Origin of the sequence: Burkholderia sp. FL-7-2-10-S1-D7 (genome assembly GCF_001524185.1) — a bacterium.
GTDB lineage: Bacteria > Pseudomonadota > Gammaproteobacteria > Burkholderiales > Burkholderiaceae > Burkholderia > Burkholderia diffusa.
Genome location: NZ_LOWY01000049.1, coordinates 62,193 through 84,775, shown reverse-complemented (window position 1 = coordinate 84,775; position 22,583 = coordinate 62,193). Strand labels below are relative to the sequence as shown.

Annotated in this window: 19 protein-coding genes; 5 read left to right on the top strand and 14 right to left on the bottom strand. The window is 67.5% G+C overall.

Annotation, left to right across the window (positions count from 1 at the left end; translation table 11 throughout):
* The first annotated feature begins 25 nt into the window (after window positions 1-25).
* Together WS75_RS17325 and WS75_RS17320 are read left to right on the top strand one after the other, a co-directional pair.
* Window positions 26-1,567, top strand: coding sequence for a S41 family peptidase (locus WS75_RS17325; protein WP_059681634.1), 1,542 nt, complete (start codon window positions 26-28; stop codon window positions 1,565-1,567).
* A gap of 112 nt (window positions 1,568-1,679) precedes the next feature.
* Entirely contained in the window at window positions 1,680-2,432 is a 753-nt protein-coding gene (locus tag WS75_RS17320) for a HesA/MoeB/ThiF family protein (protein ID WP_059681633.1), read from the top strand.
* A gap of 83 nt (window positions 2,433-2,515) precedes the next feature.
* Here WS75_RS17320 and ptsP read toward each other — a convergent pair whose 3' ends face one another.
* From ptsP to WS75_RS17285, 7 genes are all read right to left on the bottom strand, one after another.
* Window positions 2,516-4,288 (bottom strand): phosphoenolpyruvate--protein phosphotransferase, encoded by a 1,773-nt coding sequence (gene ptsP / locus WS75_RS17315; RefSeq protein WP_059681697.1) that lies wholly within the window; start codon window positions 4,286-4,288, stop codon window positions 2,516-2,518.
* 202 nt (window positions 4,289-4,490) lie between these two features.
* Complete coding sequence (locus WS75_RS17310; protein ID WP_059599857.1) at window positions 4,491-4,760, bottom strand: HPr family phosphocarrier protein; 270 nt, start codon at window positions 4,758-4,760, stop codon at window positions 4,491-4,493.
* 74 nt (window positions 4,761-4,834) lie between these two features.
* Complete coding sequence (locus tag WS75_RS17305; RefSeq protein WP_059526247.1) at window positions 4,835-5,305, bottom strand: PTS sugar transporter subunit IIA; 471 nt, start codon at window positions 5,303-5,305, stop codon at window positions 4,835-4,837.
* A gap of 232 nt (window positions 5,306-5,537) precedes the next feature.
* Window positions 5,538-6,494, bottom strand: a complete 957-nt coding sequence (gene gshB / locus WS75_RS17300; protein ID WP_059681632.1) for a glutathione synthase — start codon at window positions 6,492-6,494, stop codon at window positions 5,538-5,540.
* A 25-nt stretch (window positions 6,495-6,519) separates the two neighbouring features.
* Window positions 6,520-7,809, bottom strand: coding sequence for a glutamate--cysteine ligase (gshA, locus tag WS75_RS17295; RefSeq protein WP_059681631.1), 1,290 nt, complete (start codon window positions 7,807-7,809; stop codon window positions 6,520-6,522).
* A 243-nt stretch (window positions 7,810-8,052) separates the two neighbouring features.
* Window positions 8,053-9,564 (bottom strand): ammonium transporter, encoded by a 1,512-nt coding sequence (locus WS75_RS17290; protein WP_059681630.1) that lies wholly within the window; start codon window positions 9,562-9,564, stop codon window positions 8,053-8,055.
* Between the two features lie 33 nt (window positions 9,565-9,597).
* The gene (locus tag WS75_RS17285; RefSeq protein ID WP_006398175.1) at window positions 9,598-9,936 is read right to left on the bottom strand and encodes a P-II family nitrogen regulator; all 339 of its coding nucleotides are present in this window, start codon (window positions 9,934-9,936) and stop codon (window positions 9,598-9,600) included.
* Between the two features lie 355 nt (window positions 9,937-10,291).
* Here WS75_RS17285 and WS75_RS17280 point away from each other — a divergent pair, with 355 nt between their 5' ends.
* Both WS75_RS17280 and WS75_RS17275 read left to right on the top strand, forming a co-directional pair.
* On the top strand, window positions 10,292-10,543 hold the full coding sequence (locus WS75_RS17280; protein WP_059526259.1) for an accessory factor UbiK family protein: 252 nt from the start codon (window positions 10,292-10,294) through the stop codon (window positions 10,541-10,543).
* Between the two features lie 249 nt (window positions 10,544-10,792).
* Window positions 10,793-12,427, top strand: coding sequence for a YifB family Mg chelatase-like AAA ATPase (locus tag WS75_RS17275; RefSeq protein WP_059681629.1), 1,635 nt, complete (start codon window positions 10,793-10,795; stop codon window positions 12,425-12,427).
* Window positions 12,428-12,760: 333 nt separating this feature from the next.
* Here WS75_RS17275 and WS75_RS17270 read toward each other — a convergent pair whose 3' ends face one another.
* On the bottom strand, window positions 12,761-13,333 hold the full coding sequence (locus tag WS75_RS17270; RefSeq protein WP_059681628.1) for a hypothetical protein: 573 nt from the start codon (window positions 13,331-13,333) through the stop codon (window positions 12,761-12,763).
* A 163-nt stretch (window positions 13,334-13,496) separates the two neighbouring features.
* Here WS75_RS17270 and WS75_RS17265 point away from each other — a divergent pair, with 163 nt between their 5' ends.
* Complete coding sequence (locus WS75_RS17265) at window positions 13,497-14,033, top strand: peroxiredoxin family protein (RefSeq protein WP_059681627.1); 537 nt, start codon at window positions 13,497-13,499, stop codon at window positions 14,031-14,033.
* 97 nt (window positions 14,034-14,130) lie between these two features.
* Here WS75_RS17265 and WS75_RS17260 read toward each other — a convergent pair whose 3' ends face one another.
* The 6 genes from WS75_RS17260 to WS75_RS17235 all read right to left on the bottom strand — a co-directional run bounded on the left by WS75_RS17260 (window position 14,131) and on the right by WS75_RS17235 (window position 22,553).
* Window positions 14,131-15,486, bottom strand: coding sequence for a sigma-54-dependent transcriptional regulator (locus tag WS75_RS17260; RefSeq protein WP_059681626.1), 1,356 nt, complete (start codon window positions 15,484-15,486; stop codon window positions 14,131-14,133).
* A gap of 91 nt (window positions 15,487-15,577) precedes the next feature.
* On the bottom strand, window positions 15,578-17,587 hold the full coding sequence (locus tag WS75_RS17255) for a sensor histidine kinase (protein WP_059681625.1): 2,010 nt from the start codon (window positions 17,585-17,587) through the stop codon (window positions 15,578-15,580).
* Window positions 17,588-17,591: 4 nt separating this feature from the next.
* Entirely contained in the window at window positions 17,592-18,881 is a 1,290-nt protein-coding gene (locus WS75_RS17250; RefSeq protein ID WP_059681624.1) for a dicarboxylate/amino acid:cation symporter, read from the bottom strand.
* Between the two features lie 355 nt (window positions 18,882-19,236).
* Window positions 19,237-20,928: a cation acetate symporter gene (locus WS75_RS17245; RefSeq protein ID WP_059681696.1), complete on the bottom strand. Its 1,692-nt coding sequence runs from the start codon at window positions 20,926-20,928 to the stop codon at window positions 19,237-19,239.
* A gap of 11 nt (window positions 20,929-20,939) precedes the next feature.
* Complete coding sequence (locus WS75_RS17240) at window positions 20,940-21,245, bottom strand: DUF485 domain-containing protein (protein WP_059451527.1); 306 nt, start codon at window positions 21,243-21,245, stop codon at window positions 20,940-20,942.
* Between the two features lie 102 nt (window positions 21,246-21,347).
* Window positions 21,348-22,553, bottom strand: a complete 1,206-nt coding sequence (locus WS75_RS17235) for a CaiB/BaiF CoA transferase family protein (RefSeq protein ID WP_059681623.1) — start codon at window positions 22,551-22,553, stop codon at window positions 21,348-21,350.
* Window positions 22,554-22,583 lie beyond the last annotated feature (30 nt).

The following is a 22,583-nucleotide window of genomic DNA, read 5'->3' as shown; positions in this document are numbered from 1 at the left end:
GCTTCCCGACCGCACCAGACTCTCTATGCGAATGAAATTGAAGAACATCGGCCTGATTGCCGCGGGCCTCGCCACGGGCGTATTCGCCACGCTGCAGGTTTCGGCGTCGGCCGAGCAGACCGCCACGGCGCCGCTTCCCCTCGACCAGCTCCGCCTGTTCGCGGAAGTGTTCGGCCAGATCAAGCGCGAGTACGTCGAACCGGTCGACGACAAGAAGCTGCTGACGGCGGCGATCAAGGGCATGGTGTCGAGCCTCGACCCGCATTCATCGTTCCTCGACAAGACCGACTATGACGAACTGCAGGAGCAGACCAAGGGTCGCTTCGCGGGTCTCGGCATCGAGATCTCGCAGGAAGACGGCCTCGTCAAGGTGATCTCCCCGATCGAAGATACCCCCGCGTTCCGCGCCGGCATCCGTCCGGGCGACCTGATCACCCGCATCAACGACAAGCCGGTGCGCGGCATGACGCTCGACAAGGCCGTCAAGCAGATGCGCGGCGAGCCGGGCACCAAGGTCACGCTGACGATCTTCCGCAAGAGCGACGACCGCACGTTCCCGATCACGGTCACGCGCGCGATCATCCGGGTCCAGAGCGTGAAGATGAAGCTGCTCGACCCGGGCTACGCATACATCCGGATCACGAGCTTCCAGGAGCGCACGACGCCCGATCTCGCCGCGAAGCTGCAGGACATCGCACGCCAGCAGCCGAATCTGAAGGGCCTGATCCTCGACCTGCGCAACAACGGCGGCGGCCTGCTGCAAAGCGCGGTCGGCGTCGCCGGCGCGTTCCTGCCGCCCGACTCCGTCGTCGTGTCGACCAACGGCCAGATTCCGGATTCGAAGCAGGTCTACCGCGATACCTACGACAACTATCGCCTGCCGTCCTTCGACGGCGATCCGCTGAAGAGCCTGCCGCCGGTCTTCAAGACCGTGCCGATGGTCGTGCTGACAAACGCGTATTCGGCGTCCGCGTCGGAAATCGTCGCCGGCGCGCTGCAGGATTCGAAGCGCGCGCAGATCATGGGCAAGACGACGTTCGGCAAGGGCTCGGTGCAGACGGTCCGTCCGATGACGGCCGACACCGCGCTGCGCCTGACGACGGCCTACTACTACACGCCGAGCGGCCGTTCGATCCAGAACAAGGGCATCACGCCCGACGTGCCGGTCGATCAGTACGCGGACGGCGATCCGGACGACGTGCTCGTGACGCGCGAGGTCGACTACACGAACCACCTCGCGAACACGCAGGATCCGAACGAGAAGAAGGAACAGGAAGAACGCGAGCAGCGCCGGATGGACCAGCTGCGCGTCCTCGAGGAGCAGAACGACAAGAAGACGCCGGAGCAGCGCCAGAAGGACCGCGATCGCAAGCCGATCGAGTTCGGCAGCACCGACGACTTCATGATGCAGCAGGCGCTCAACAAGCTGGAGGGCAAGCCGGTGCAGGAATCGAAGTCGCTGCTCGCCGAAAGCACGGCGAAGAGCCCGGCCAGCAAGGCCTCGTCCGTCACGAAGGCGTCGGGGGCGAAGGCGGCCGCACCGAAGCCCGCGCCGGCACCGCAGTAAGCGCCGGCCGGCATCCGACGGGCCATCGCGGGAAGACCGCGATGGCCCGTTTTTCATGTGCGCCTAGAATGAATCGATACGCCGGCGCTTGCGCCCCGCTCACGACTGTCCCATGAACGACGATCAACTTCTCCGCTACTCCCGCCACATCCTCGTCGACGAAATCGGCATCGAGGCACAGCAGCGCTTTCTCGACGCGCATGCGATCGTCGTCGGCGCCGGCGGTCTCGGTTCGCCGGCCGCGATGTATCTCGCGGCATCCGGGGTCGGCACGATCACGCTCGTCGACGCCGACACGGTCGACCTCACGAACCTGCAGCGGCAGATCCTCCACGTGACTGCATCGGTCGGCCGCAGCAAGGTCGAATCGGGGCGCGACGCGCTCGCGCAGCTGAACCCGGACGTGATCGTGCACGCGGTCGCGGCGCGCGTCGACGATGCGTGGCTCGACGAACACGTGCCGCGGGCCACCGTCGTGCTCGACTGCACCGACAACTTCGCGACGCGCCATGCGATCAACCGCGCGTGCGTCGCGCACGGCGTGCCGCTCGTGTCGGGCGCCGCGCTGCGCTTCGACGGCCAGATCAGTACGTTCGACTTCCGCGACCCGGCCGCGCCCTGTTACGCGTGCGTGTTTCCGGAAGACCAGCCGTTCGAGGAAGTCGCGTGCGCGACGATGGGCGTGTTCGCGCCGACGGTCGGCATCATCGGTGCGATGCAGGCCGCCGAGGCGCTGCGCGTGATCGGCGATATCGGCACGACGCTCAACGGGCGGCTGATGATGCTCGATTCGCTGCGGATGGAATGGACGACGATGAAGATCGCGCGCCAGGCCGACTGCCCCGTGTGCCAGGGCCGGCACTGACGCGCGCGGGATGCATGCGCCGGGCGGCGCATGCGTGACGTTTCGCAACCATCGCGACGGTTCCTCGGCGCGGCGCGTGCCGCCTAGGCGGCCGCGTCCGCGCGCGGTTCCGCGACCGACAGGCGCTTGAGCGCCGCCTGCACTTCTTCCGGCTCGAATGCGGCCAGCACGTCGGCCGTGGGCTTCTCGAGCGCCTTCAGGTGCGCGCGCAGGATCTCCTGCTTCACGACGAGCAACTGGCTCGGGTGCATCGAGAACTCGGTGAGTCCCATCCCGAGCAACAGGCGCGTGAGCGCCGGATCGCCCGCCATCTCCCCGCACACCGACACCGACACGCCCGCGCGCTTCGCTTCGCGCAGCGTATAGGAGATCAGGTGCAGCACGGCCGGATGCAGCGGGTCGTACAGGTGCGCGACCGCGTTGTCCGCGCGATCGATCGCGAGCGTGTACTGGATCAGGTCGTTCGTGCCGATCGACAGAAAATCGAACCGCTTCAGGAACAGCGGCAGCGCGATCGCCGCGGCCGGAATCTCGATCATCGCGCCGATGCGCACGTTCGGATCGTACGCGAGCCCCGCGTCGTCGAGCTGGCGCTTCGCTTCGCGGATCAGGTCGAGCGTCTGGTCGATCTCCTGCGCATGCGCGAGCATCGGGATCAGGATCTTCACCTGCCCGAACGCGGACGCGCGCAGGATCGCGCGCAACTGCGTGAGGAACATCTGCGGCTCGGACAGGCTCCAGCGGATCGCACGCAGGCCCAGCGCCGGGTTCGGCGCCGTCTCGTAGCCTTCGTCGAGCGCCTCGAGCGGCTTGTCCGCGCCGACGTCGATCGTGCGGATCGTCACCGGCATGCCCTTCATCCACTCGACCGCGCGCTTGTACGCGGCGAACTGCTCCTCTTCCTCGGGCATCTCCTTCTGATGCATGAACAGGAACTCGGATCGGAACAACCCGACGCCGACCGCGCCAGCCTCGACCGCGGCCTTCGCGTCGTCGGGCAGCTCGATGTTCGCGTACAGGTCGATCTTCGTGCCGCACAGCGTTTGCGTCGGCGAGAACTTCAGGCGCTGCAGCTTGCGTTGCTCGAGCAGCTTCTCGGACTGGCGGTACGAATATTCCTCGAGGACGATCGGCGCGGGATCGACGATCACGATCCCCTGGTCGCCGTCGACGATAATCAGGTCGTCCTGCCGGATCAGCGAGCTCGCATGCTGGACGCCGACCGCGGCCGGAATGCCGAGGCTGCGCGCGACGATCGCCGTGTGCGACGTGCGGCCGCCGAGATCGGTGACGAACGCCTGGAACGACTGCGACTTGAACTGCATCATGTCGGCCGGCGCGATGTCGTGCGCGACGACGATCATCTCGTTCGTACCGTTCGCGGCCGCGCGGTCGAGCGCCTGCGACGCGGACGGCGCACCGGCGAGTGCCTTCAGCACGCGCTCGACCACCTGTTCGATGTCGGCCTTGCGCTCGCGCAAGTATTCGTCCTCGATGTCGTCGAAGTGGCGCGTGAGCAATTCGAGCTGCTCGGTCAGCGCCCACTCGACGTTGTAGCGACGGGTGCGGATCAGGTCGATGGTTTCCTGCACGAGCATCGCGTCGCTCAGGATCATCATGTGGACGTCGATGAATGCGCCCACTTCGCTCGGGGTGTCGTCGGTCAGGTCGGCGCGCAACGCGTCGAGTTCGCGATGCACGACTTCGAGCGCCGTGCGGAAACGCTCGACCTCGGCGTCGATCTGGTTCGCCTCGACCAGGTAATGGGCGACGTCGAGCGCCGCCGGCGCGATCAGATACGCTCGCCCGATTGCGATACCACGTGAGACGGGAATGCCATGCAGCGTGAAGGACACGCGCACCTCCTCTGTACATGTAAAGCCGCGGCACACTGCTGCGATGCGCTTATGACCCCGGTTGGCAATTATAAATTCCGTACCTCCATGCTGACTGCGTGCACCGCAGCATTGCAATATCCGCATCAACGCCGCGGACGAAAAAAAATGCCGCGGCAAACGCGGCATTCTGCTTCGAAACGACAACGATCCCGCGCGGGGATCACTGACCTTCGCCGAACTTGTCCGCGATCAGCTTGAGCAGTGCATCCATCGCCTCGCGTTCGTCGGGACCGTCGGTCTCGATCGACACGGTGCTGCCAATGCCGGCCGCGAGCATCATCACGCCCATGATGCTTTTCGCGTTGATCTTGCGTCCGTTACGCGTCATCCAGACTTCGGACTGGAAGTTGCCGGCCAGTTGCGTAAGCTTGGCCGATGCGCGTGCATGGAGCCCCAATTTGTTGACGATGGTGGTTTCTTGTTGAAGCATGATTCTCGGTCGGGTCGGTCGCGGCCGCCGGCGACGTGCGTCGGCGGGTCGGTCTAAAACGAAAAACGGGACGGTCAGTGCGATTCGGTGCGCGGTTGCGGCTCGGGCGGAATCGGCGCGCACTGGCCGCAGCCGACTTCGGTCGGCGGCGGCGGTGTACCGGCCGCCACTTCGTGGACGCCCTTCGCGCCGCCGGACAGCGCCTTGTCGACGAGCTTGTCCAGCGGCACGGTACGGTAGCAGACGGCCCGCACCAGCATCGGCAGGTTCACGCCGGCCAGCACGCGCACGTTGTCGAGCTTCGCGAGCTGGCCCGCGATGTTCGCGGGCGTCGCGCCGTACATGTCGGTCAGCACGACGACGCCGTTTTCTTCCCTGAGCCGCGCGAGCTCCGCGTGCGCGAACGCCATCACCTGGGTGGGATCGCTGTCGGCCAGCACGTCGATGCAGCCGATGCGCGCGGGCACGCCGCCGTAGATGTGCGCGATGCAGTCCCGCAGCGCGGTGGCGAGCGGTGCGTGCGCGATGATCAGAATCCCGGCCATGTCAGACTGCCCCCGGCCGCCCTTGGCGGGCCGACGCCCCGCAGCGGGGCAACGAGCATAGCGAAAGAGGGAATCGTTTCATGTTCAGCCTTGCAACGGTTTCGGCCCGACCGCCGGGCCTTCGGCGCGCTGGTCGCGGCACCGGGCAAGCGGGCATTGTAGCAGGCCAGTCAAGCTGCTCCGGCGACGGGGGACCTGCGCGGCCGCCGCCGGGGTTGCACGGGAAGACGGCCTACGCGGCCGCACGTTCCAGCGCGTCGATGAACATTGCGGCGACGTCGAAGCCCGTCTGCTCCATGATCTCGCGGAAGCACGTCGGGCTCGTCACGTTCACCTCGGTCAGCCAGTCGCCGATCGCGTCGAGCCCGACCAGCAGCAGCCCGCGCGACGCGAGCACGGGCCCGAGCGTCTCCGCGATCTCGCGATCGCGGGCAGTCAGCGGCTGTGCGACGCCGAGCCCGCCCGCGGCGAGATTGCCGCGCACTTCGCTGCCCTGCGGAATGCGCGCGAGCGAATACGGCACCGCCTCGCCCGCGATCAGCAGAATGCGTTTGTCGCCCGCCGTGATCTCGGGGATGAACTTCTGGATCATCAGCGAGCGCGTGCCGTCGTGGCCGAGCATCTCGATGATCGCGCCGAGGTTCATCCCGTCGGCCTTCACGCGGAACACGCCCATCCCGCCCATGCCGTCGAGCGGCTTCACGATCACGTCGCCGTGCTCGGCGTGGAACGCGCGCAATCGCGCGGCATCGCGCGTGACCAGCGTCGGCGCGACGAATTGCGGAAACTCGCCGATCGCCAGCTTCTCCGAATGGTCGCGGATCGACTGCGGCTTGTTGAACACATGCGCGCCCGCACGTTCGGCAAGCTCGAGCATCCACGTGGCCGTCACGTACTCCATGTCGAACGGCGGATCCTTGCGCATCAGCACCGCGCCGAACGACGTGAGAAGACGCGATTGATGCGCGGCCGCCTCGTACCACGGATGGCGATGCAGGTCGGCCGTGTCGCCGACGATCGTCACGCGCTGCACGTCCGCCTCGACGCCCGACCCCGTCCACGCAAGCTGATGCGGCTCGCACGTATAGATCGTGTGCCCGCGCCGCGCGGCCTCCGCCATCATCGCGTAGGTCGAATCCTTGTAGATCTTGAAGCGCTCGAGCGGGTCGGCGATAAAGAGAATGTCCATGCGGGTCCTGTACGTAGCGAAGCCGTTACACCTGGATGGCTTCGGGATCGGTCTTTTCCAGTTCGATCGACGACGCGATCAGCGACAGCCGCGCGACGACACCATACATGTAGAAACGGTTCGGCGGCGCGGCGCCCGGCTTCGCGCCGGCATCCGGCAGCGCGGTGTGCTCGAAGCCGAGCGGCACGTAGTGCATGCCAGGCGCGTTCAGGTTCTGGTCGCGCTCGCGGCCGCCGTGCGTGCGGTAGAAACCGCCGACCACGTAGCGGTCGATCATGTACACGACCGGCTCCGCGACTTCGTCGCCGACGCGCTCGAACGTATAGACGCCTTCCTGCACGATCACGTCGCGCACCGCGAGGCCGGCCTTCGACTCGGCCATCTGCGCGCGCTCGGCCTTCGACATGCGGCCGATCTCGGCCGCGTCGTGCACGGTCATCACGCCGCGCCCGGCAGTGCCCGCGTCGGCCTTCACGACGACGTACGGTTTTTCGCTGATCCCGTATTCGCGATACTTGCGCGCGATCTTCTTCAGCACGCCGTCGATCGCGTCGGCGAGCGCCTGCTCGCCTTCATGGCCCTGCCAGTCGACGCCTTCGACGTGTGCGAAATACGGATTCACCATCCACGGATCGACGCCGACCATCTTCGCGAACTTCTTCGCGACGTCGTCGTAGCACGAGAAGTGCGTCGACTTGCTGCGCACGGCCCAGCCCGCGTGCAGCGGCGGCAGGAGGTACTGCTCGTGCAGGTTTTCCAGCACGGCGGGAATGCCGGCCGACAGGTCGTTGTTCAGCAGGATCGAGCACGGATCGAAATTCTTCAGGCCGAGGCGGCGCGGCGAACGCTCGAGCGGTTCGAGCACGATCTTCTGGCCGTCGGCCAGCGTGATCGGCGTCATGTCGGTGATGCTCGGGTCGAGCGAGCCGAAGCGCACGTTCAGGCCGGCCTGGCGCATGATCGTCGCGAGCCGTGCGACGTTTTCCAGGTAGAACGCGTTGCGGGTCGGCAGCTCGGGAATCACGAGCAGGTTCTTCGCGTCCGGGCAGATCTTCTCGATCGCGGCCATCGCGGCCTGGACGGCGAGCGGCAGCACTTCAGACGGCAGATTATTGAACGCGCCGGGGAACAGGTTCGCGTCGACGGGCGCCAGCTTGAAACCGGCGTTGCGCAGGTCCACCGAACAATAGAACGGCGGGGTGTGTTCCTGCCATTCGAGCCTGAACCAGCGTTCGATCGCAGGCGTCGCGTCGAGGATCTTCTGCTCGAGCTCGAGCAGCGGACCGTTCAACGCGGTAACGAGGTGGGGAACCATGAATCACTCGCGAGCGGGAGAATGAAGATTGTAGAGCAATTGCCCTGTCCATTTGGGGATTGTTCCCGGCTTCGCAAGGGTTTGGAGGAAGTTTTCGGCTATTGACCCGATAGCGTGAAGGGTTATGCGCTACGGGAGCGCGCGGCAGGAGAAAAAAAAGCCCGCCAGGCGGGCGGGCCGAAGTCGCTGCGCTCATTCGAGGCGGGTGCCGTCTGCGCGGCGGCCCGCCGTCATCCGTACGACTTATTCGACGTGCTCGCCGTGCAGGATCACGTCGAGACCTTCGCGCTCTTCCTCTTCGGACACGCGCAAACCAATCGTCAGGTCGATCAGCTTCAGCAGCACGAAGCTCAGCACGCCGCTGTAGACCAGCGTGATCAGCACGCCCTTCGCCTGCAGCAGCAGGCTGCCGTCGGCGCCGCCGATGTCCTTGACCGCGAACACGCCCGTCAGCAGCGCGCCGAGAATCCCGCCCACGCCGTGCACGCCGAACGCATCGAGCGAATCGTCGTAGCCGAGCTTCGACTTGAGCCACGTCGCCGACCAGAAGCAGACCACGCCTGCCGCGATGCCGATCACGAGTGCACCCGCCACGCCGACGAAGCCGGCAGCCGGCGTGATCGCCACGAGACCCGCGACCGCGCCCGACACGATGCCGAGCACCGACGGCTTGCCCTTCGCGACCCACTCGGCAAACATCCAGCCGAGCGCCGCGCAGGCCGTCGCGACTTGCGTCGTCAGCATTGCGAAGCCGGCACGGCCGTCAGCCGCGACCGCCGAACCCGCGTTGAAACCGAACCAGCCGACCCACAGCATCGAGCCGCCGATCATCGTCAGCACGAGGTTGTGCGGCGCCATCGATTCGCGACCGTAGCCGACACGCTTGCCGAGCACGAGGCACGACATCAGGCCCGCGATACCGGCGTTGATGTGCACCACCGTGCCGCCCGCGAAGTCGAGCACGCCGTCGGCCGACAGCCAGCCGGTCGGCTCCCACACCATGTGCGCGATCGGCACATAGACGATCAGCGACCAGAGCGTCATGAACACGAGCATCGCCGAGAACTTCATCCGGTCGGCGAACGCGCCGCAGATCAGTGCCGGCGTGATGATCGCGAACGTCATCTGGTAGACGAAATAGACCGATTCCGGAATCGTCGGGGCCAGGTGGCTGACGGTCAGCGTCGTCGCCTTGTCGCCGTGGATGTAGTTCATCCCGTGCAGGAACGCGCGCGACATGCCGCCGATGAAGCCGTTGCCCGGCGTGAACGCGAGGCTGTAGCCGACCACCGTCCACAGCACCGTGATCAGCGCGGTGATCGCGAAGCTCTGCATCACGGTCGCGAGCACGTTCTTCTTGCGGACCATGCCCGCGTAGAACAGCGCGAGGCCGGGAACCGTCATGAACAGCACGAGCGCGGTGGACGTCAGCATCCACGCGGTGTCGCCCGAATTGATCTTCGACGAATCGACGGAGAACGGTGCGGTCGGCGCGGCGGGTGCGGCCGGCGCGGACGCGGCGGCGGCAGCCGATGCGTCGGAGGCGGCGCCCGAAGCGGGTGCCGCGGCCGCGGCGGATGCATCAGGCGCGGCGCTCGCCATCGCGGCGGGTGCCGCGGCAGCCGATGCGTCGGAAGCCATTGCGGCGGGCGCGGACGCAGCCGCGGCGGACGCCGCGTCGTCGGCGAGCGCGGGGCCGACACCGGCCGCGATCAGCGAGCCGGCCATCAGCAGGGACATCAGAAGTTTGCGCATCTTGGATTTCCTCTTGTCGCTTGTCTTTGTCTGTTACAGCGCGTCTGCGCCGGTCTCCCCGGTCCGGATCCGGATCACTTGCTCGATCGGCGTGACGAAGATCTTCCCGTCGCCGATCTTGCCGGTGCGGGCGGCCCGCTCGATCGCCTCGACCGCCTGGTCGACGAGATCGTCGGACACGGCCGCCTCGATCTTCATCTTCGGCAGGAAATCGACCACGTATTCGGCGCCGCGGTACAGCTCCGTGTGCCCCTTCTGGCGCCCGAACCCTTTCACCTCCGTGACCGTGATGCCGGAGACGCCGAGCGCGGAGAGCGCCTCGCGCGTCTCATCGAGCTTGAACGGCTTGATGATTGCGGTAATGAGTTTCATGAAGTCCTCTCGCTGGGTGGTCCCGTCGAATTGGTTGGAATGGTGGAACGGTCTCTCCTCAGCAACTCGCATGCCATGTTCGTCCGAACACCGCCTCGAATGGCTCTCAAACAGGGTCGTATCTGATGCTGAAAGGCGCGGAAGCCCGGCCGAATGGCCAACATGGCCCGGTTTGCTGGCGCGCCGAAAGGATCGTTGCTAGAGTGCTCGCACGTCCCGGCTTACCGGGCCATTCACCCATGCGGGCGCCATGCCCGGAAATCGCGCCGCGGGCGCACCATTTCCGGTCACGCGTGCATCATGGGCACGTATGCAACTGAAGATGCACACTTTTTGTGCAAGGAAGGAAAATCTCATGAAGCAACCCAGCGATGTTTTCAACGACCTGCAGTCGCGCGTCAGCGACCTGCTAAAAAACTCGCCGGCCAAGGATGTCGAGCGCAACGTGAAGGCCATGTTGTCGCAAGGCTTCTCGAAGCTCGATCTCGTCACGCGCGAGGAGTTCGACACGCAGGCACATGTGCTCGCCCGCACTCGCGTGCGTCTCGAGGAACTCGAGAAGCGCGTCGCGGAACTCGAGCAGAAGCTCGCAGCGTCCCAGGCCTGACGCCCCACCCGACCGACTGGTCCGGGCGCGGGCCGCCTCGTGCGGCCCGCGCCCGCCACCCGGAAATCAGCCAGTCGGCAAGCCGTCCCGTCGCTCTTCGCTGTTCCTCGCTCTTCCTCGCTCTTCGCAGTTCGTCGTTCCTCGTTCTTTTCCGCGCCACGCCGGCAGCGCGCAACGATTCCTCCGATTCCCGCGGCATGCGGCCCTGAACGGCCGTTGCCCGTCCGATTCATCTACAGGAGCCTCGCCATGTCGCTCGCCGTGGTGCGCAGTCGCGCGCCGGCGGCCGGCCGCGCGCCGGACGTCACCGTCGAAGTTCATCTTGCCAACGGGTTGCCGTCGTTCTCGATCGTCGGCCTGCCTGATCTCGAAGTCCGCGAAAGCCGCGAGCGCGTGCGCGCCGCGCTGCAGAACTGCGGATTCGACTTCCCCGTCAGGCGTATTACCGTCAATCTCGCGCCGGCCGACCTGCCGAAGGAGTCGGGCCGCTTCGACCTGCCGATCGCGCTCGGCATCCTTGCCGCGAACGGCCAGCTCCCGGCCGACGCGCTGGCCGGCCGCGAATTCGCGGGCGAACTGTCGCTGACCGGCGCGCTGCGGCCGATGCGCGGCGCGTTCGCGATGGCGTGCGGCGCCGCGCGCGACTGGCGCGCGGGTCATGCCGAAGCGCACCTCGATTCCGGCCCTCGTTCCAGTTTCGATGCCAGCGGCCATTCCGGCGTCGATTGCGTCGCGATGTCCGGCGTGACAGCGCTGTCGCGCCCGCCCGAGCTGTACCTGCCGCTCGACAGCGCGGCCGAGGCCGCGCTGGTGCCGGGCGTCACCGTGTTCGGCGCGCCCGACCTCCCCGCGCTGTGCGCGCACCTGGCCGGTGCGCCGGATGCCCGGCTCGCGCCGGTCGCGGCGCCCTGCCTCGATGGCGTGCCGGCGCCGGCCGCGCCCGATCTCGCGGACGTCGTCGGCCAGCGCGGCGCCCGGCGCGCGCTCGAAGTCGCCGCCGCCGGCGGGCACCACATGCTGATGATCGGGCCGCCCGGCGCCGGCAAGTCGATGCTCGCCGCGCGGCTGCCCGGCCTCCTGCCGCCGCTGACCGACGACGAGGCACTGACGTCGGCTGCGCTCCTTTCCGCGAGCCGCATCGGCTTTTCACCCACGCAGTGGCGGCGGCGTCCATTCCGCTCGCCGCACCATTCGTCGAGCGCCGCCGCGCTGGTCGGCGGCCGCAACCCGCCTCAGCCGGGCGAGATCACGCTCGCGCACCTCGGCGTGCTGTTTCTCGACGAGTTGCCCGAATTCGACCGGCATGTGCTGGAAATGCTGCGCGAACCGCTGGAAGCGGGCCGCATCACGATCTCGCGCGCGGCCCAGCAGGCCGACTTCCCCGCCGCATGCCAGCTGATCGCCGCGATGAATCCGTGCCCGTGCGGCTGGCACGGCGATCCGTCCGGGCGCTGCCGCTGCACGCCGGATGTCGCCGCGCGCTACCTGCGCAAGCTGTCGGGCCCGCTGCTCGACAGGATCGACATCCAGATCGACCTGCCAGCGCTGTCGCCGGCCGAACTCGCGTCGCGCGCGACGGCACCGGGCGAGCCGAGCGCGGCGGTCGCCGCGCGGGTGGCCCGGGCGCGTGCGTTGCAACTCGAGCGGCAGGGCAAGACCAATCACATGCTGAGCGGCCGCGAGACCGACGACCTGTGCCGGCCGACCGACGACGGCGAGCGGCTGCTGCGCGAGGCCGGCGAGCGCTTCGGCTGGTCGGCGCGCGCGTATTTCCGCGTGCTGAAGGTCGCGCGCACGATCGCCGACCTGGCCGGCGACCCGTTGCCGACGGCCGCGCAGATCGCCGAGGCGATCCGCTACCGGCGTGCGCTCACGGCGCTGTGAACGCCCTCGGAGGACAAAATACGGCTGTCAAGACTTGACTTATGCACAATTTCACGAACCCGGCCCCAGATCACGCTGCGCGGGCGCCCTTTCAACGAGAAACCCGTATCCCTTTGTTTTTATTGATTTTTCTCAAGGAAAGCGTGAGCTGTCAAATGCGCCGGAAGGCCGTCCGGCGCGGCTTTGCGGGAGATTCGGTCAACTTTTCAACAAAGTTATCCACATGCGCTGTGGATAGCCGAAAAATCCCCGCAAAATCCGGCGATTAGCGTCGAAAGCTGCGAATGAACTTTCAATTGTCACGGTGAGTCTGAGCACCCTCGCCGACCGCTGTCAGTCGAGTTTGAACGAGCCGAAAAACTGGTCGAGCTGTTCCTGCGCGAGCGGCCGGTCGGCGATCGCGACGGCCTGGTACGCGTGCCGGCCCCGCGCCACGAGCCGCGCCACGATTGTCTTGCGGGAGTGGTCGCCGCCGCTGGCCGCGCCCGCGACGCGCAGTTCGAGCCCGTTCACCGCACCGCCGGCCGCGAGCGGCACCGGCACCGAGGCCGTCTCCGGCACGCCTTCGAGATTGCGCGACAACCCGGCCCGCAGGAACTCGAGCGCTGCGCGGCGCGTATCGTCGCGGTCGTCGGGCAGCGTCAGCGTGCCGACCGCGAACACCGCGCCGTCGACATGCGCGGCCTGCATCCGCATCGGCATCGATGCGCCGCCGACCGCCACCGGCTGATCCTCGACGGTCGGCTTCGCCGGCAGGTCGATCGTGTAGCCGGCGTCGTTGTGCAGCGTACGCCAGTCATATGACGGCGAGCAGGCGGCCAGCGCCGCGCTCACGCACGCGAGCGCGGCGAAGTGTCGCAGAGGGCGAAAAAGGGGGCGCAACGAATGGAGAACTTCCTTCGGCATGGCAGTGATGGGGACAGGCAAAAAGCCCATTATCCGCCGAAGCCGACGCCCGGTATGCGTGGCGGCCACCGGTGCACGCGCCGCATTCGCGCTAAAATGAGCGCCGAACTTCGACGTCCTTTGCATCGATCCGCGTCATCGACCGACTCCGAGAGCACCGCAAATGAACACCACGCCTCCCGCCCAGCGCCGCACCGGCCCCGCCCGCTATATCGTTGCGGCCGTCGTTGTCGCGGCCATCGCCGTTGCCGGCTTCTTCGCGTTCAACGGCAAGTCCAGCGTGCCGGACGCCACGTTCACGCTGCTGTCGGGCCAGAAGGTGTCGACGGCCGGCGACCTGAAGGGCAAGGTCTACCTCGTGAATTTCTGGGCGACGAGCTGCGCGACCTGCATGCAGGAAATGCCGCAGATGGTCGATACCTACAATCGCTTCAAGGGCCAGGGGCTGGAATTCGTCGCGGTCGCGATGAACTACGATCCGCCGATGTACGTCGCGAACTACGCGCAGACGCGCCAGCTGCCGTTCAAGGTCGCGCTCGACGACGGCAGCGTCGCGAAGCAGTTCGGCAACGTGCAGCTCACGCCAACGACCTTCGTCATCGACAAGGACGGCAAGATCCTGAAGCGCTACGTCGGCGCCCCGCAATTCGCGGAACTCGACGCGCTGCTCAAGAAGGCGCTCGACGGCAACGCGGCCTGAGCGCCGCACGACAGGACTCGCGGGGGCGCCCACTGCGCCCTGCTCCGCACCACGGACCGCCCGACCGGCCAGCCCGGTTCCGCGGTCCGTCTCTTTTTCAGCGCTCGGTTTCGCCTTTCGCCGACAGCCCGTAGCGCTTCATCTTCTCGTACAGCGTCGCCTTGCCGACATGCAACCGGTCGGCCGTCGCCGCGACCGCGCCGCCGGTCTGGTTCAGCGCCTCGGCGATCACCGCGCGCTCGAACTGCTCGATGCGCTCCTTCAGCGTCTGGTCGCTCTGCGCATCGTCGCCGCCCGCGCCGGCTTCCTGCGGCATGTCGGCGACGCCGAGCACGAAGCGGTCGGCCGCGTTGCGCAGCTCGCGCACGTTGCCGGGCCAGTCGCGTTGCATCAGGCTCGCACGCTGCCGATCCGTCAGCACGGGGGCCGGCCGCCCGTAGCGCACGGCCGCGTCGAGCATGAAGTGCTCGAACAGCGGCACGATGTCCTCGCGGCGCTCGGCGAGCGGCGGCAGCGCGATCGTCACGACGTTCAGCCGGTACAGCAGGTCGCGCCGGAACGTGCCGGCCGCGACGAGTTCGCTCATGTCGCCTTTCGCGGCCGCGACGACACGGCAGTTCACGCGGATCGGCTGGTTCGAGCCGAGCCGCTCCAGCACGCCGTCCTGCAGCACGCGCAAGAGCTTCACCTGCAGCGCGAGCGGCATGCTTTCGATTTCGTCGAGGAACAGCGTGCCGCCCGATGCGTATTCGAGCTTGCCGACGCGGCGTTTCGCGGCACCGGTGAACGCGCCGGGCTCGTAGCCGAACATCTCCGACTCGAACATCGGCTCGGGCAGCGCGCCGCAGTTCACCGCGATGAACGGCTTGTCGCGACGCGGTGACAGCTCGTGCAGGCTGCGCGCGATCAGCTCCTTGCCGGCGCCCGTGTCGCCGTTGATCAACACCGATGCGTCGGTGGGCGCGACGTTCGCGATCAGCTTGCGCACTTGTTCGATCGCCGGGCTGCGGCCGATGATGCGCGGCGCGACGATGTTCTGCCCGGCCAGCTCGCGCCGCAGCGCATGGTTCTCGAGCACGAGCTCGCGCCGCTCGAGCGCGCGGCGCACGGTCTCGATCAGCCGCTCGGCCGCGAACGGCTTCTCGATGAAGTCGTACGCGCCGTCGCGCATCGCCTGCACGGCCATCGAGATGTCGCCGTGGCCCGTGACGAGGATCACCGGCACGTCGGGCACGCGCTCGCGACACTGCGCGAGCAGGTCGAGCCCGCTCGCGCCGGGCAGCCGGATGTCGCTGACGATCGCGCCGGCGGTTTCCGCGACGATCGCCTTGTCGGCCGCCTCGGCCGATTCGAACCCGACGACGTCGAACCCCGCGAGTTGGAGGCTCTGCACGCTCGCCCGGCGAACGAGCGCATCGTCTTCGATATAGATCACTTGCAGCCGGTTGGCCATCTTGGTCACTTGCTCCTGACAGGCCGCGCGGCGCAGGTGCGCGCGGCTCTCGTTGATGCCGGTCGTGCGGCGAACGGGTTTGCGGCGGGTCCTAGTGCGAGCCCGCCGGCTCGGACACCGAGTCCGGATGATGCGTGCGCGCGCGCCGCAGCGTCAAGACGAACAGCGCGCCGCCGGACGGTGCATTGCGCGCGGTCAGCGCGCCGCCCGCGTCGCTCGCGATCGACGACGAGATCGCGAGGCCCAGCCCGAGCCCGCGCCCCATTTCCTTGGTCGTGAAGAACGGCTCGAACAAGCGTGGCAGCAAGTCGGGCGCGATGCCGGAGCCGTTGTCGCGCACCTCGACCGCGAGCGTCGCGACCGACACCGCGATCGTCACTTCGATTGCCGGTGCCGCGACGCCCGCGACCGCGTCGAGCGCGTTGCCGAGCAGGTTGATCAGCACCTGCTCGAGGCGCAAGTCCTCGCAGCGGGCAACGAGTTCCGGATAGTCGCACGCGAGGTCGAGCGGCGCATCCTGCGCGGGCGACACGGTCGCATCCTGCAGCGTCAGCGTGAGCGCGACGCCGCGCAGCCGGTCGCCGAGCAGCGACAGCACGCTACGCAGCGCGCGCACGACGAGCGCCCGTTCGTTGCGCGGCTTCGCGCGGCCGACGAACAGCTTCAGCTGGTTGGTGATCTTGCCCATCCGCTCGGTCAGCGCGGCGATCGCCTCGAGGTTCTCGCGCGCGGCCGCCTGCTCGCCTCGATCGAGCAGCACGCGCGTGTTGTCGGAGAAGCTGCGCAGCGCGGCGAGCGGCTGGTTTAGTTCATGCGTGATGCCGGCCGCCATCTGGCCGAGCGCGGCGAGCTTGCTCGCCTGGATCAGTTCGTCGTGCGCGGCGCGCAACTCCTGTTCCGCGCGGATCCGGTCGCCGACTTCCTTCTGCAATTGCTCGTTCGCCTCCGACAGGTCGGCCGTGCGCTCCTCGACGCGCCGGTTCAGCTCGGCATACGCCTGCTGCAGCAATGCGCGGCCGCGGATCATCTCGCGCACGCGCGCGCGGCGCATGCGCCAGTAGAACGCGAGCAAGGCGACCGACACGAAACCGAAGCCGGTGACGATCGTCGCGTTGCGCGCGTCGGTGTCGATGGGCGCGATCGGCGCGAGCGTCACCAGCAGCCAGTCGGGTTCGCCGATCCGCCGCTTGCTGGCGAGGAAGCGCGGCGCGCGCAGGCCGGGACCGAGACGCACGATCTCCGCATCGGCGTCGAGCACCTGCTCGACGCGCAGCGGCAGCGGCGTGACGGGTTGCTGCGCGTACTGGCGCGTCTCGTAGATCGACGCGGCGACGGGCCCCGTCAACGGATGCAGCGTGTGGTATTTCCACGCGGGCACGGACGACAGGAACACGACGCCGTGATCGTCCGCGACGACGAGCGGCTCGGACGCGTCGGCGCCCTGGAACCATTCGAGATTGAGCTTCACGACGACGACGCCCGCGATCCTGCCGTCGCGCCACACCGGCTGCGAGATGTAATAGCCGGGATCGCGCGAGATCGTGCCGATCCCGAAAAAGCGGCCGACCTGGCCGCTCATCGCATCGATGAAATACGGACGAAACTGGTATCCGGTCCCGACGAAGCTGTCGGGCGCGCGCCAGTTGCTGGCGGCGACGCACAGGCCGTCCGCGCCGATCACGTAGGTGACGGTCGCGTGCGCGTGTTCGTTGAGGTCTTCGAGATAGCGGTTCGCGCGCGCGGCGAAATCGGCGCGCTTCGGCTCGGCGAGCAGGTCCAGGACGTACGGGTGGCTGCCGAGCAGATAAGGCAGCGACTCGTAACGGTCGAGCGTGCTCTTGAGCGCGTTGGTGGTGCGGTCGACCCGCACCGCGGCGTTGCGCTGCAACTCGGCGACGCCGCGCCGCCACGTGATGGTCCACGTCAGCGCACACGCCGCCGCGAGCGCGGCGGCAAGCATGACGAGGATGAGCAGGCGGCGCTTCACGGACGTGACTTCCTGGCGATGCGGATCGCCTATTGTGTCATAGGGCTCCATATCGCCGCCCGGGCCGCCGCGCGGCGCGCCGCCCGCGGGCGGTGCCGCCGCCTGCTCCTTCATGACGTCAGACGCCGGCCGTCTCGGTCGTCGCGACCTCGCCGCCGCCCTTCAGCGCCTGGCGCAGCTTGTTGCGGTCGAGTTCCTTTTCCCAGGCCGACACGACGACGGTCGCGACGCCGTTGCCGACGATGTTGGTCAGCGCGCGGCATTCGCTCATGAAGCGATCGATGCCGAGAATCAGCACCATGCCCGACAGCGGGATCGTCGGCACGACGGCGAGCGTCGCGGCGAGCGTGATGAAGCCCGCGCCCGTGACACCGCTCGCGCCCTTCGACGTCAGCATCGCGACCGCGAGCAGCGTGAGCTGCTGCATCCACGTGAGCTCGATGTTGGTCGCCTGCGCGATGAACAGCACGGCCATCGTCATGTAGATGTTGGTGCCGTCGAGGTTGAACGAATAGCCGGTCGGCACGACGAGGCCAACCACCGAGCGCGAGCAGCCGGCCTTCTCCAGCTTTTCCATCAGCTGCGGCAGCGCGGCTTCCGACGAGCTCGTGCCGAGCACGATCAGCAGCTCTTCCTTGATGTACGTCACGAAGCGGATGATCGAGAAGCCGGTGAAGCGCGCGATCGCGCCGAGCACGACCAGCACGAACACGACCGACGTCAGGTAGAACGTGCCGATCAGCTTGAGCAGCGGCACCAGCGAGCCGACGCCGTACTTGCCGATCGTGAACGCCATCGCGCCGAACGCGCCGATCGGCGCCAGCTTCGTGACGATGTGCACGATGCCGAACAGCACGCGCGTGAGGCCGTCGATGAAGTCGGTCACGACCTTGCCGCGCTCGCCGAGGTGCGCGAGCACGCTGCCGAACAGCAGCGCGATCAGCAGGATCTGCAGGATTTCGCCCTGCGCGAACGCATCGACCATCGTGTTCGGGATGATGTGCATCAGGAAGTCGACCGTCGACTGCCCGTGCGCCTTCGCCGCGTACGACGCAACGGCCTTGCCGTCGAGCGTCGCCGGATCGATGTTGAAGCCGACGCCCGGACGCAGGATGTGCGTGGCCGCGAGGCCGAGCAGCAGCGCGAAAGTCGACACGATCTCGAAGTACAGCAGCGCCTTGCCGCCGACGCGGCCAACCTTCTTCATGTCCTCCATGCCGGCGATGCCGGTGACGACCGTGCAGAAGATGATCGGTCCGATCACCATCTTGATCAGCTTGATGAAGCCGTCGCCGAGCGGTTTCATGTCGGTGGCGAGCGCCGGGTAGAAGTGGCCGAGGATCACGCCGACGATGATGGCGAAGATCACCTGCACGTAGAGCACTTTGTAGAAGGGTTTCTTCTTCACGATGGTTCCTGCTGAAGTAGATGAGCCGGTGGAAACGGCGTCACGCGCGCGGACGAATGTCAGGGGAGGCGCCATTCGCCCGCGCGGCTGCCGTGCCGCAACAAGCGATGCCTCAGGACGTCCGGGGGGAGTGGAAGGCAGTGGTCATCGATTGTCTCCTTGGTTTAATAGTCGGCCGGGGGGGAGATGGCCGTGCTTTTCATATTGCAAGGTCGATGCCAGGTTTCCGAAACCCCTCAAGCCATTGTTTTTATTGTATTTCCCATAATGCGGCAGGCAAGGAAATCCGGGATTCCGGATTTCCGGAAAACATCCGTCCGGCGATCCGGACGGATACGGCGTTTCATCTGACGAATCAGTGCTGCACGGCTTCACCGGCCAGCACGCCCGTCTGCGCGTAGAACTCCTGCCGCGCGAAGGCCTCGCGCTCGCGCCGCGCGCGTTCGCCGCGGTCCGCGAGCGAGCCGACGATGATCCCGACGAACGCGAGCGGCACCGACACGAGCGCCGGGTTGTCGAGGAACACCGGCGCATGCGCGTGGTGCAGCACGTCGACCCACACCGACTTCGACAGCACCGTGAGCGTCACCGCCGACGCGAGGCCCAGGCTGCCGCCGAGCACCGCGCCGCGCGTCGTCATCCCGCGCCAGAAGATCGACATCGCGAGCACCGGGAAATTCGCGCTGGCGGCCACCGCGGCGACGAGGCCGACCATGAACGCGACGTTCACGTGCTCGAACAGGATCGACAGCGCGATCGCGACCGCGGACAGCCCGATCGTCGCCGCGCGCGAGATGCGCATTTCCAGCCGCTCGTCGGGTTTGCCGCGCGCCCACATCTGCGCGTACAGGTCATGCGAGATCGTGGTCGCGCCGGCGAGCGTCAGCCCGGCGACCACCGCGAGGATCGTCGCGAACGTGACGGCCGCGATGAAGCCGTAGAACCAGTTGCCGCCGACCGCCTGCGCGAGCTTCACGGCAACCATGTTGGAGCCGCCGAGCAGGTCGTGCGTCAGGTTGAAGGTGCCGTTCGCGCCGAGCCGGAAGAATTCCGGATGCTGCGCGAGGAGCACGATCGCCGAGAAGCCGATCACGAACGTGAGCAGGTAGAAGTAGCCGATGAAGCCGGTCGCGTAGAGCACCGACTTGCGCGCCTCCTTCGCGTTCGGCACCGTGAAGAAGCGCATCAGGATGTGCGGGAAGCCGGCCGTGCCGAACATCAGTGCGATGCCGAGCGACAGCGCGTTGGCCGGATCGCGGATCAGCTTGCCGGGCCCCATGATCGACTGCGCGCCCGGGTGCACGGCCACCGCGCGGCGGAACATCTCGTCGACGCTGAAGCCGAATTCGCCGAGCGCGAGCAACACGAGCAGCGTCGCACCGCACAGCAGCAGCACGGCCTTGATCACCTGCACCCAGGTGGTCGCGGTCATCCCGCCGAAGAACACGTACACGACCATCAGCACGCCGACGATCAGCTCGGCCGTGCCGTACGACAGCCCGAACAGCAACTGGATCAGCTTGCCCGCGCCGACCATCTGCACGACCAGGTACAGCACGACGATCGTCAGCGCGTTCGCGGACGTCAGCAGCCGGATCGGCCGCTGCGCGAAGCGGTACGCGACGACGTCGACGAAGGTGAACTTGCCGAGGTTGCGCAGCGGCTCGGCGATCAGGAACATCACGAACGGCCAGCCGACCAGGAAGCCGATCGAGTAGATCAGTCCGTCGAAGCCGAACATGAACACCATCCCCGACAGCCCGAGGAACGACGCGGCCGACATGTAGTCGCCCGCGATCGCGAGCCCGTTCTGCAGCCCGGTGATGCCGCCGCCGGCCGTGTAGAAGTCGCGCGTCGAGCGCGTGCGGCGCGCGGCCCAGCGCGTGAGCGCGAGCGTCGCGAACACGAACGCGAAGAACATCGCGATCGCGACCGGGTTCAGCTCGACCTTGTCGGGCATCGGCCCCGCGACGGCGCTCGCGTGCACGGTGGAAGTGGAGAAAACGAGAACGGCCAGCGCGCCGAGCGCGCTCGAGATGCGTCGCATGTCGGCCTCCGTCACGAACGTTGCAGGATCGCGTCGACGCGGCGGTCGAACGCACGGTTCGCGCGCAGCACGTAGCACGCGGTCAGGCCGATCGCGACCAGGATGATCGCGACGCCCGCGACGATCCCGACCGTGGTCGTCGCGCCGCGGTACAGCGGCGCGGCCAGCACGTGCGGCGCGAGCGCGACAAGGAGGATGAAGCCGTAGTAGGTGGCGATCATCAGCGCCGTCAGCGTGAAGCTGAAGCGGCGTCGCGCACGCACGAGCTGCTGGTAGTCACGGCGCGCCGTGACCGATTCGATGACCGAATGCTCCATGGTGTCTCCAATGTCCCCTCGTCGTTCGCGAGGCGTGTCTTATCGATGGGCGACGCGCGTCGACTGCTCCGCCCGCGCCGCGGCGGCAATACATGAAACGCGCTACACGACGTGATCCTCACGCAGCCGCGCCAGGTCGTCCGGCGACAACCCGAGCCAGCTACCGAGCACGTCGTCCGTATCGGCGCCGAGCACGGGCGGCGCACCGCGCACGGGCAGGCGCGCGCCGTCGAAGCGATACGGCGGCGCGAGCACGTCGACGCCGCCCGCGACCGGATGCGGCTGCCGCGTGACGAGCCCCGCGCGGGTCGCGCGCTCCGACGTCAGCGCTTCGTGCAGCCCGAGCACCTCGCCGCACGGAATGCCCGCATCGGCGAGTGCCGCGAGCAGCATCGCGCGCGGCCGCCGCGCGAGTTCGCCGCGAAGCTCCGGCAGCAGCGCGGCGCGGTTCTCCGAGCGGCCGAGGTTGGTCCTGTAGCGGTCGTCCGCGGCGAGGTCGGGCCGCTCGATCGCGTCGCAAAAACGCGCGAACTGCGCGTTGTTGCCGACCGTGATCACGAGCGCGCCGTCGGCCGCATCGAACACGCCGTACGGCACGACCGACGGATGCGCGTTGCCGTAGCGCGGCGGATCCTCGCCCATCAGCAGCGCGTCGAGTCCGTAGTACGCGCTGATCATCAGCCCGCAGTCGAACAGCGCCATCTCGATGCGCCGTCCGCGCCCCGTCGCGTGGCGCTCGTACAGCGCGGCGAGGATCGCCTGCGCCGAATACATGCCGGTGAACATGTCGACCGCCGCGACGCCGAATTTCAGCGGCGGCTGACCGGCCTCGCCGTTCAGCGCCATCAGCCCCGCCTCGCCCTGCACGACGAGGTCGTAGCCAGGCCGCGCGGCCTCCGGGCCCGAGCGGTCGTAGCCGGAAATCGCGCAATGCACGAGCCGCGGATTCAATTCGGCCAGCGCGTCGTAGCCGAGGCCGAGCTTCTCTGCGCCGCCGAACTTGAAGTTGTGGATCAACACGTCGGCCTGCGCGGCCAGCTCGCGCGCGATGCGCTGCCCTTCTTCGGTCTGCAGGTCGACGCAGATCGACCGCTTGCTCCGGTTCACGCTGTTGAAGTAGGTCGTCTCGGTCTCGCCGATCCGCAGCCCCCAGTCGCGCGTGTCGTCGCCGCGCACCGGATGCTCGACCTTGATCACGTCCGCGCCGAAATCGGCGAGCACCATCGCGCTCCACGGGCCCGCGAGCACGCGCGAGAAATCGAGCACCTTCACGCCGGCCAGCGGCAATGCGCGCGGGTCGTTCGTCATCCTTGTCTCCTCCATTCGCGTCGTATGCCC

Coding starts and splice junctions, on each gene's coding strand:
- WS75_RS17325 (WP_059681634.1), top strand. CDS start 26: ATGCGAATGAAATTGAAGAACATCGGCCTGATTGCCGCGGGCCTCGCC.
- WS75_RS17320 (WP_059681633.1), top strand. CDS start 1,680: ATGAACGACGATCAACTTCTCCGCTACTCCCGCCACATCCTCGTCGAC.
- WS75_RS17310 (WP_059599857.1), bottom strand. CDS start 4,760: ATGCTTCAACAAGAAACCACCATCGTCAACAAATTGGGGCTCCATGCA.
- WS75_RS17305 (WP_059526247.1), bottom strand. CDS start 5,305: ATGGCCGGGATTCTGATCATCGCGCACGCACCGCTCGCCACCGCGCTG.
- gshB (WP_059681632.1), bottom strand. CDS start 6,494: ATGGACATTCTCTTTATCGCCGACCCGCTCGAGCGCTTCAAGATCTAC.
- gshA (WP_059681631.1), bottom strand. CDS start 7,809: ATGGTTCCCCACCTCGTTACCGCGTTGAACGGTCCGCTGCTCGAGCTC.
- WS75_RS17290 (WP_059681630.1), bottom strand. CDS start 9,564: ATGCGCAAACTTCTGATGTCCCTGCTGATGGCCGGCTCGCTGATCGCG.
- WS75_RS17285 (WP_006398175.1), bottom strand. CDS start 9,936: ATGAAACTCATTACCGCAATCATCAAGCCGTTCAAGCTCGATGAGACG.
- WS75_RS17280 (WP_059526259.1), top strand. CDS start 10,292: ATGAAGCAACCCAGCGATGTTTTCAACGACCTGCAGTCGCGCGTCAGC.
- WS75_RS17275 (WP_059681629.1), top strand. CDS start 10,793: ATGTCGCTCGCCGTGGTGCGCAGTCGCGCGCCGGCGGCCGGCCGCGCG.
- WS75_RS17270 (WP_059681628.1), bottom strand. CDS start 13,333: ATGCCGAAGGAAGTTCTCCATTCGTTGCGCCCCCTTTTTCGCCCTCTG.
- WS75_RS17265 (WP_059681627.1), top strand. CDS start 13,497: ATGAACACCACGCCTCCCGCCCAGCGCCGCACCGGCCCCGCCCGCTAT.
- WS75_RS17260 (WP_059681626.1), bottom strand. CDS start 15,486: ATGGCCAACCGGCTGCAAGTGATCTATATCGAAGACGATGCGCTCGTT.
- WS75_RS17255 (WP_059681625.1), bottom strand. CDS start 17,587: ATGAAGGAGCAGGCGGCGGCACCGCCCGCGGGCGGCGCGCCGCGCGGC.
- WS75_RS17245 (WP_059681696.1), bottom strand. CDS start 20,928: ATGCGACGCATCTCGAGCGCGCTCGGCGCGCTGGCCGTTCTCGTTTTC.
- WS75_RS17240 (WP_059451527.1), bottom strand. CDS start 21,245: ATGGAGCATTCGGTCATCGAATCGGTCACGGCGCGCCGTGACTACCAG.
- WS75_RS17235 (WP_059681623.1), bottom strand. CDS start 22,553: ATGACGAACGACCCGCGCGCATTGCCGCTGGCCGGCGTGAAGGTGCTC.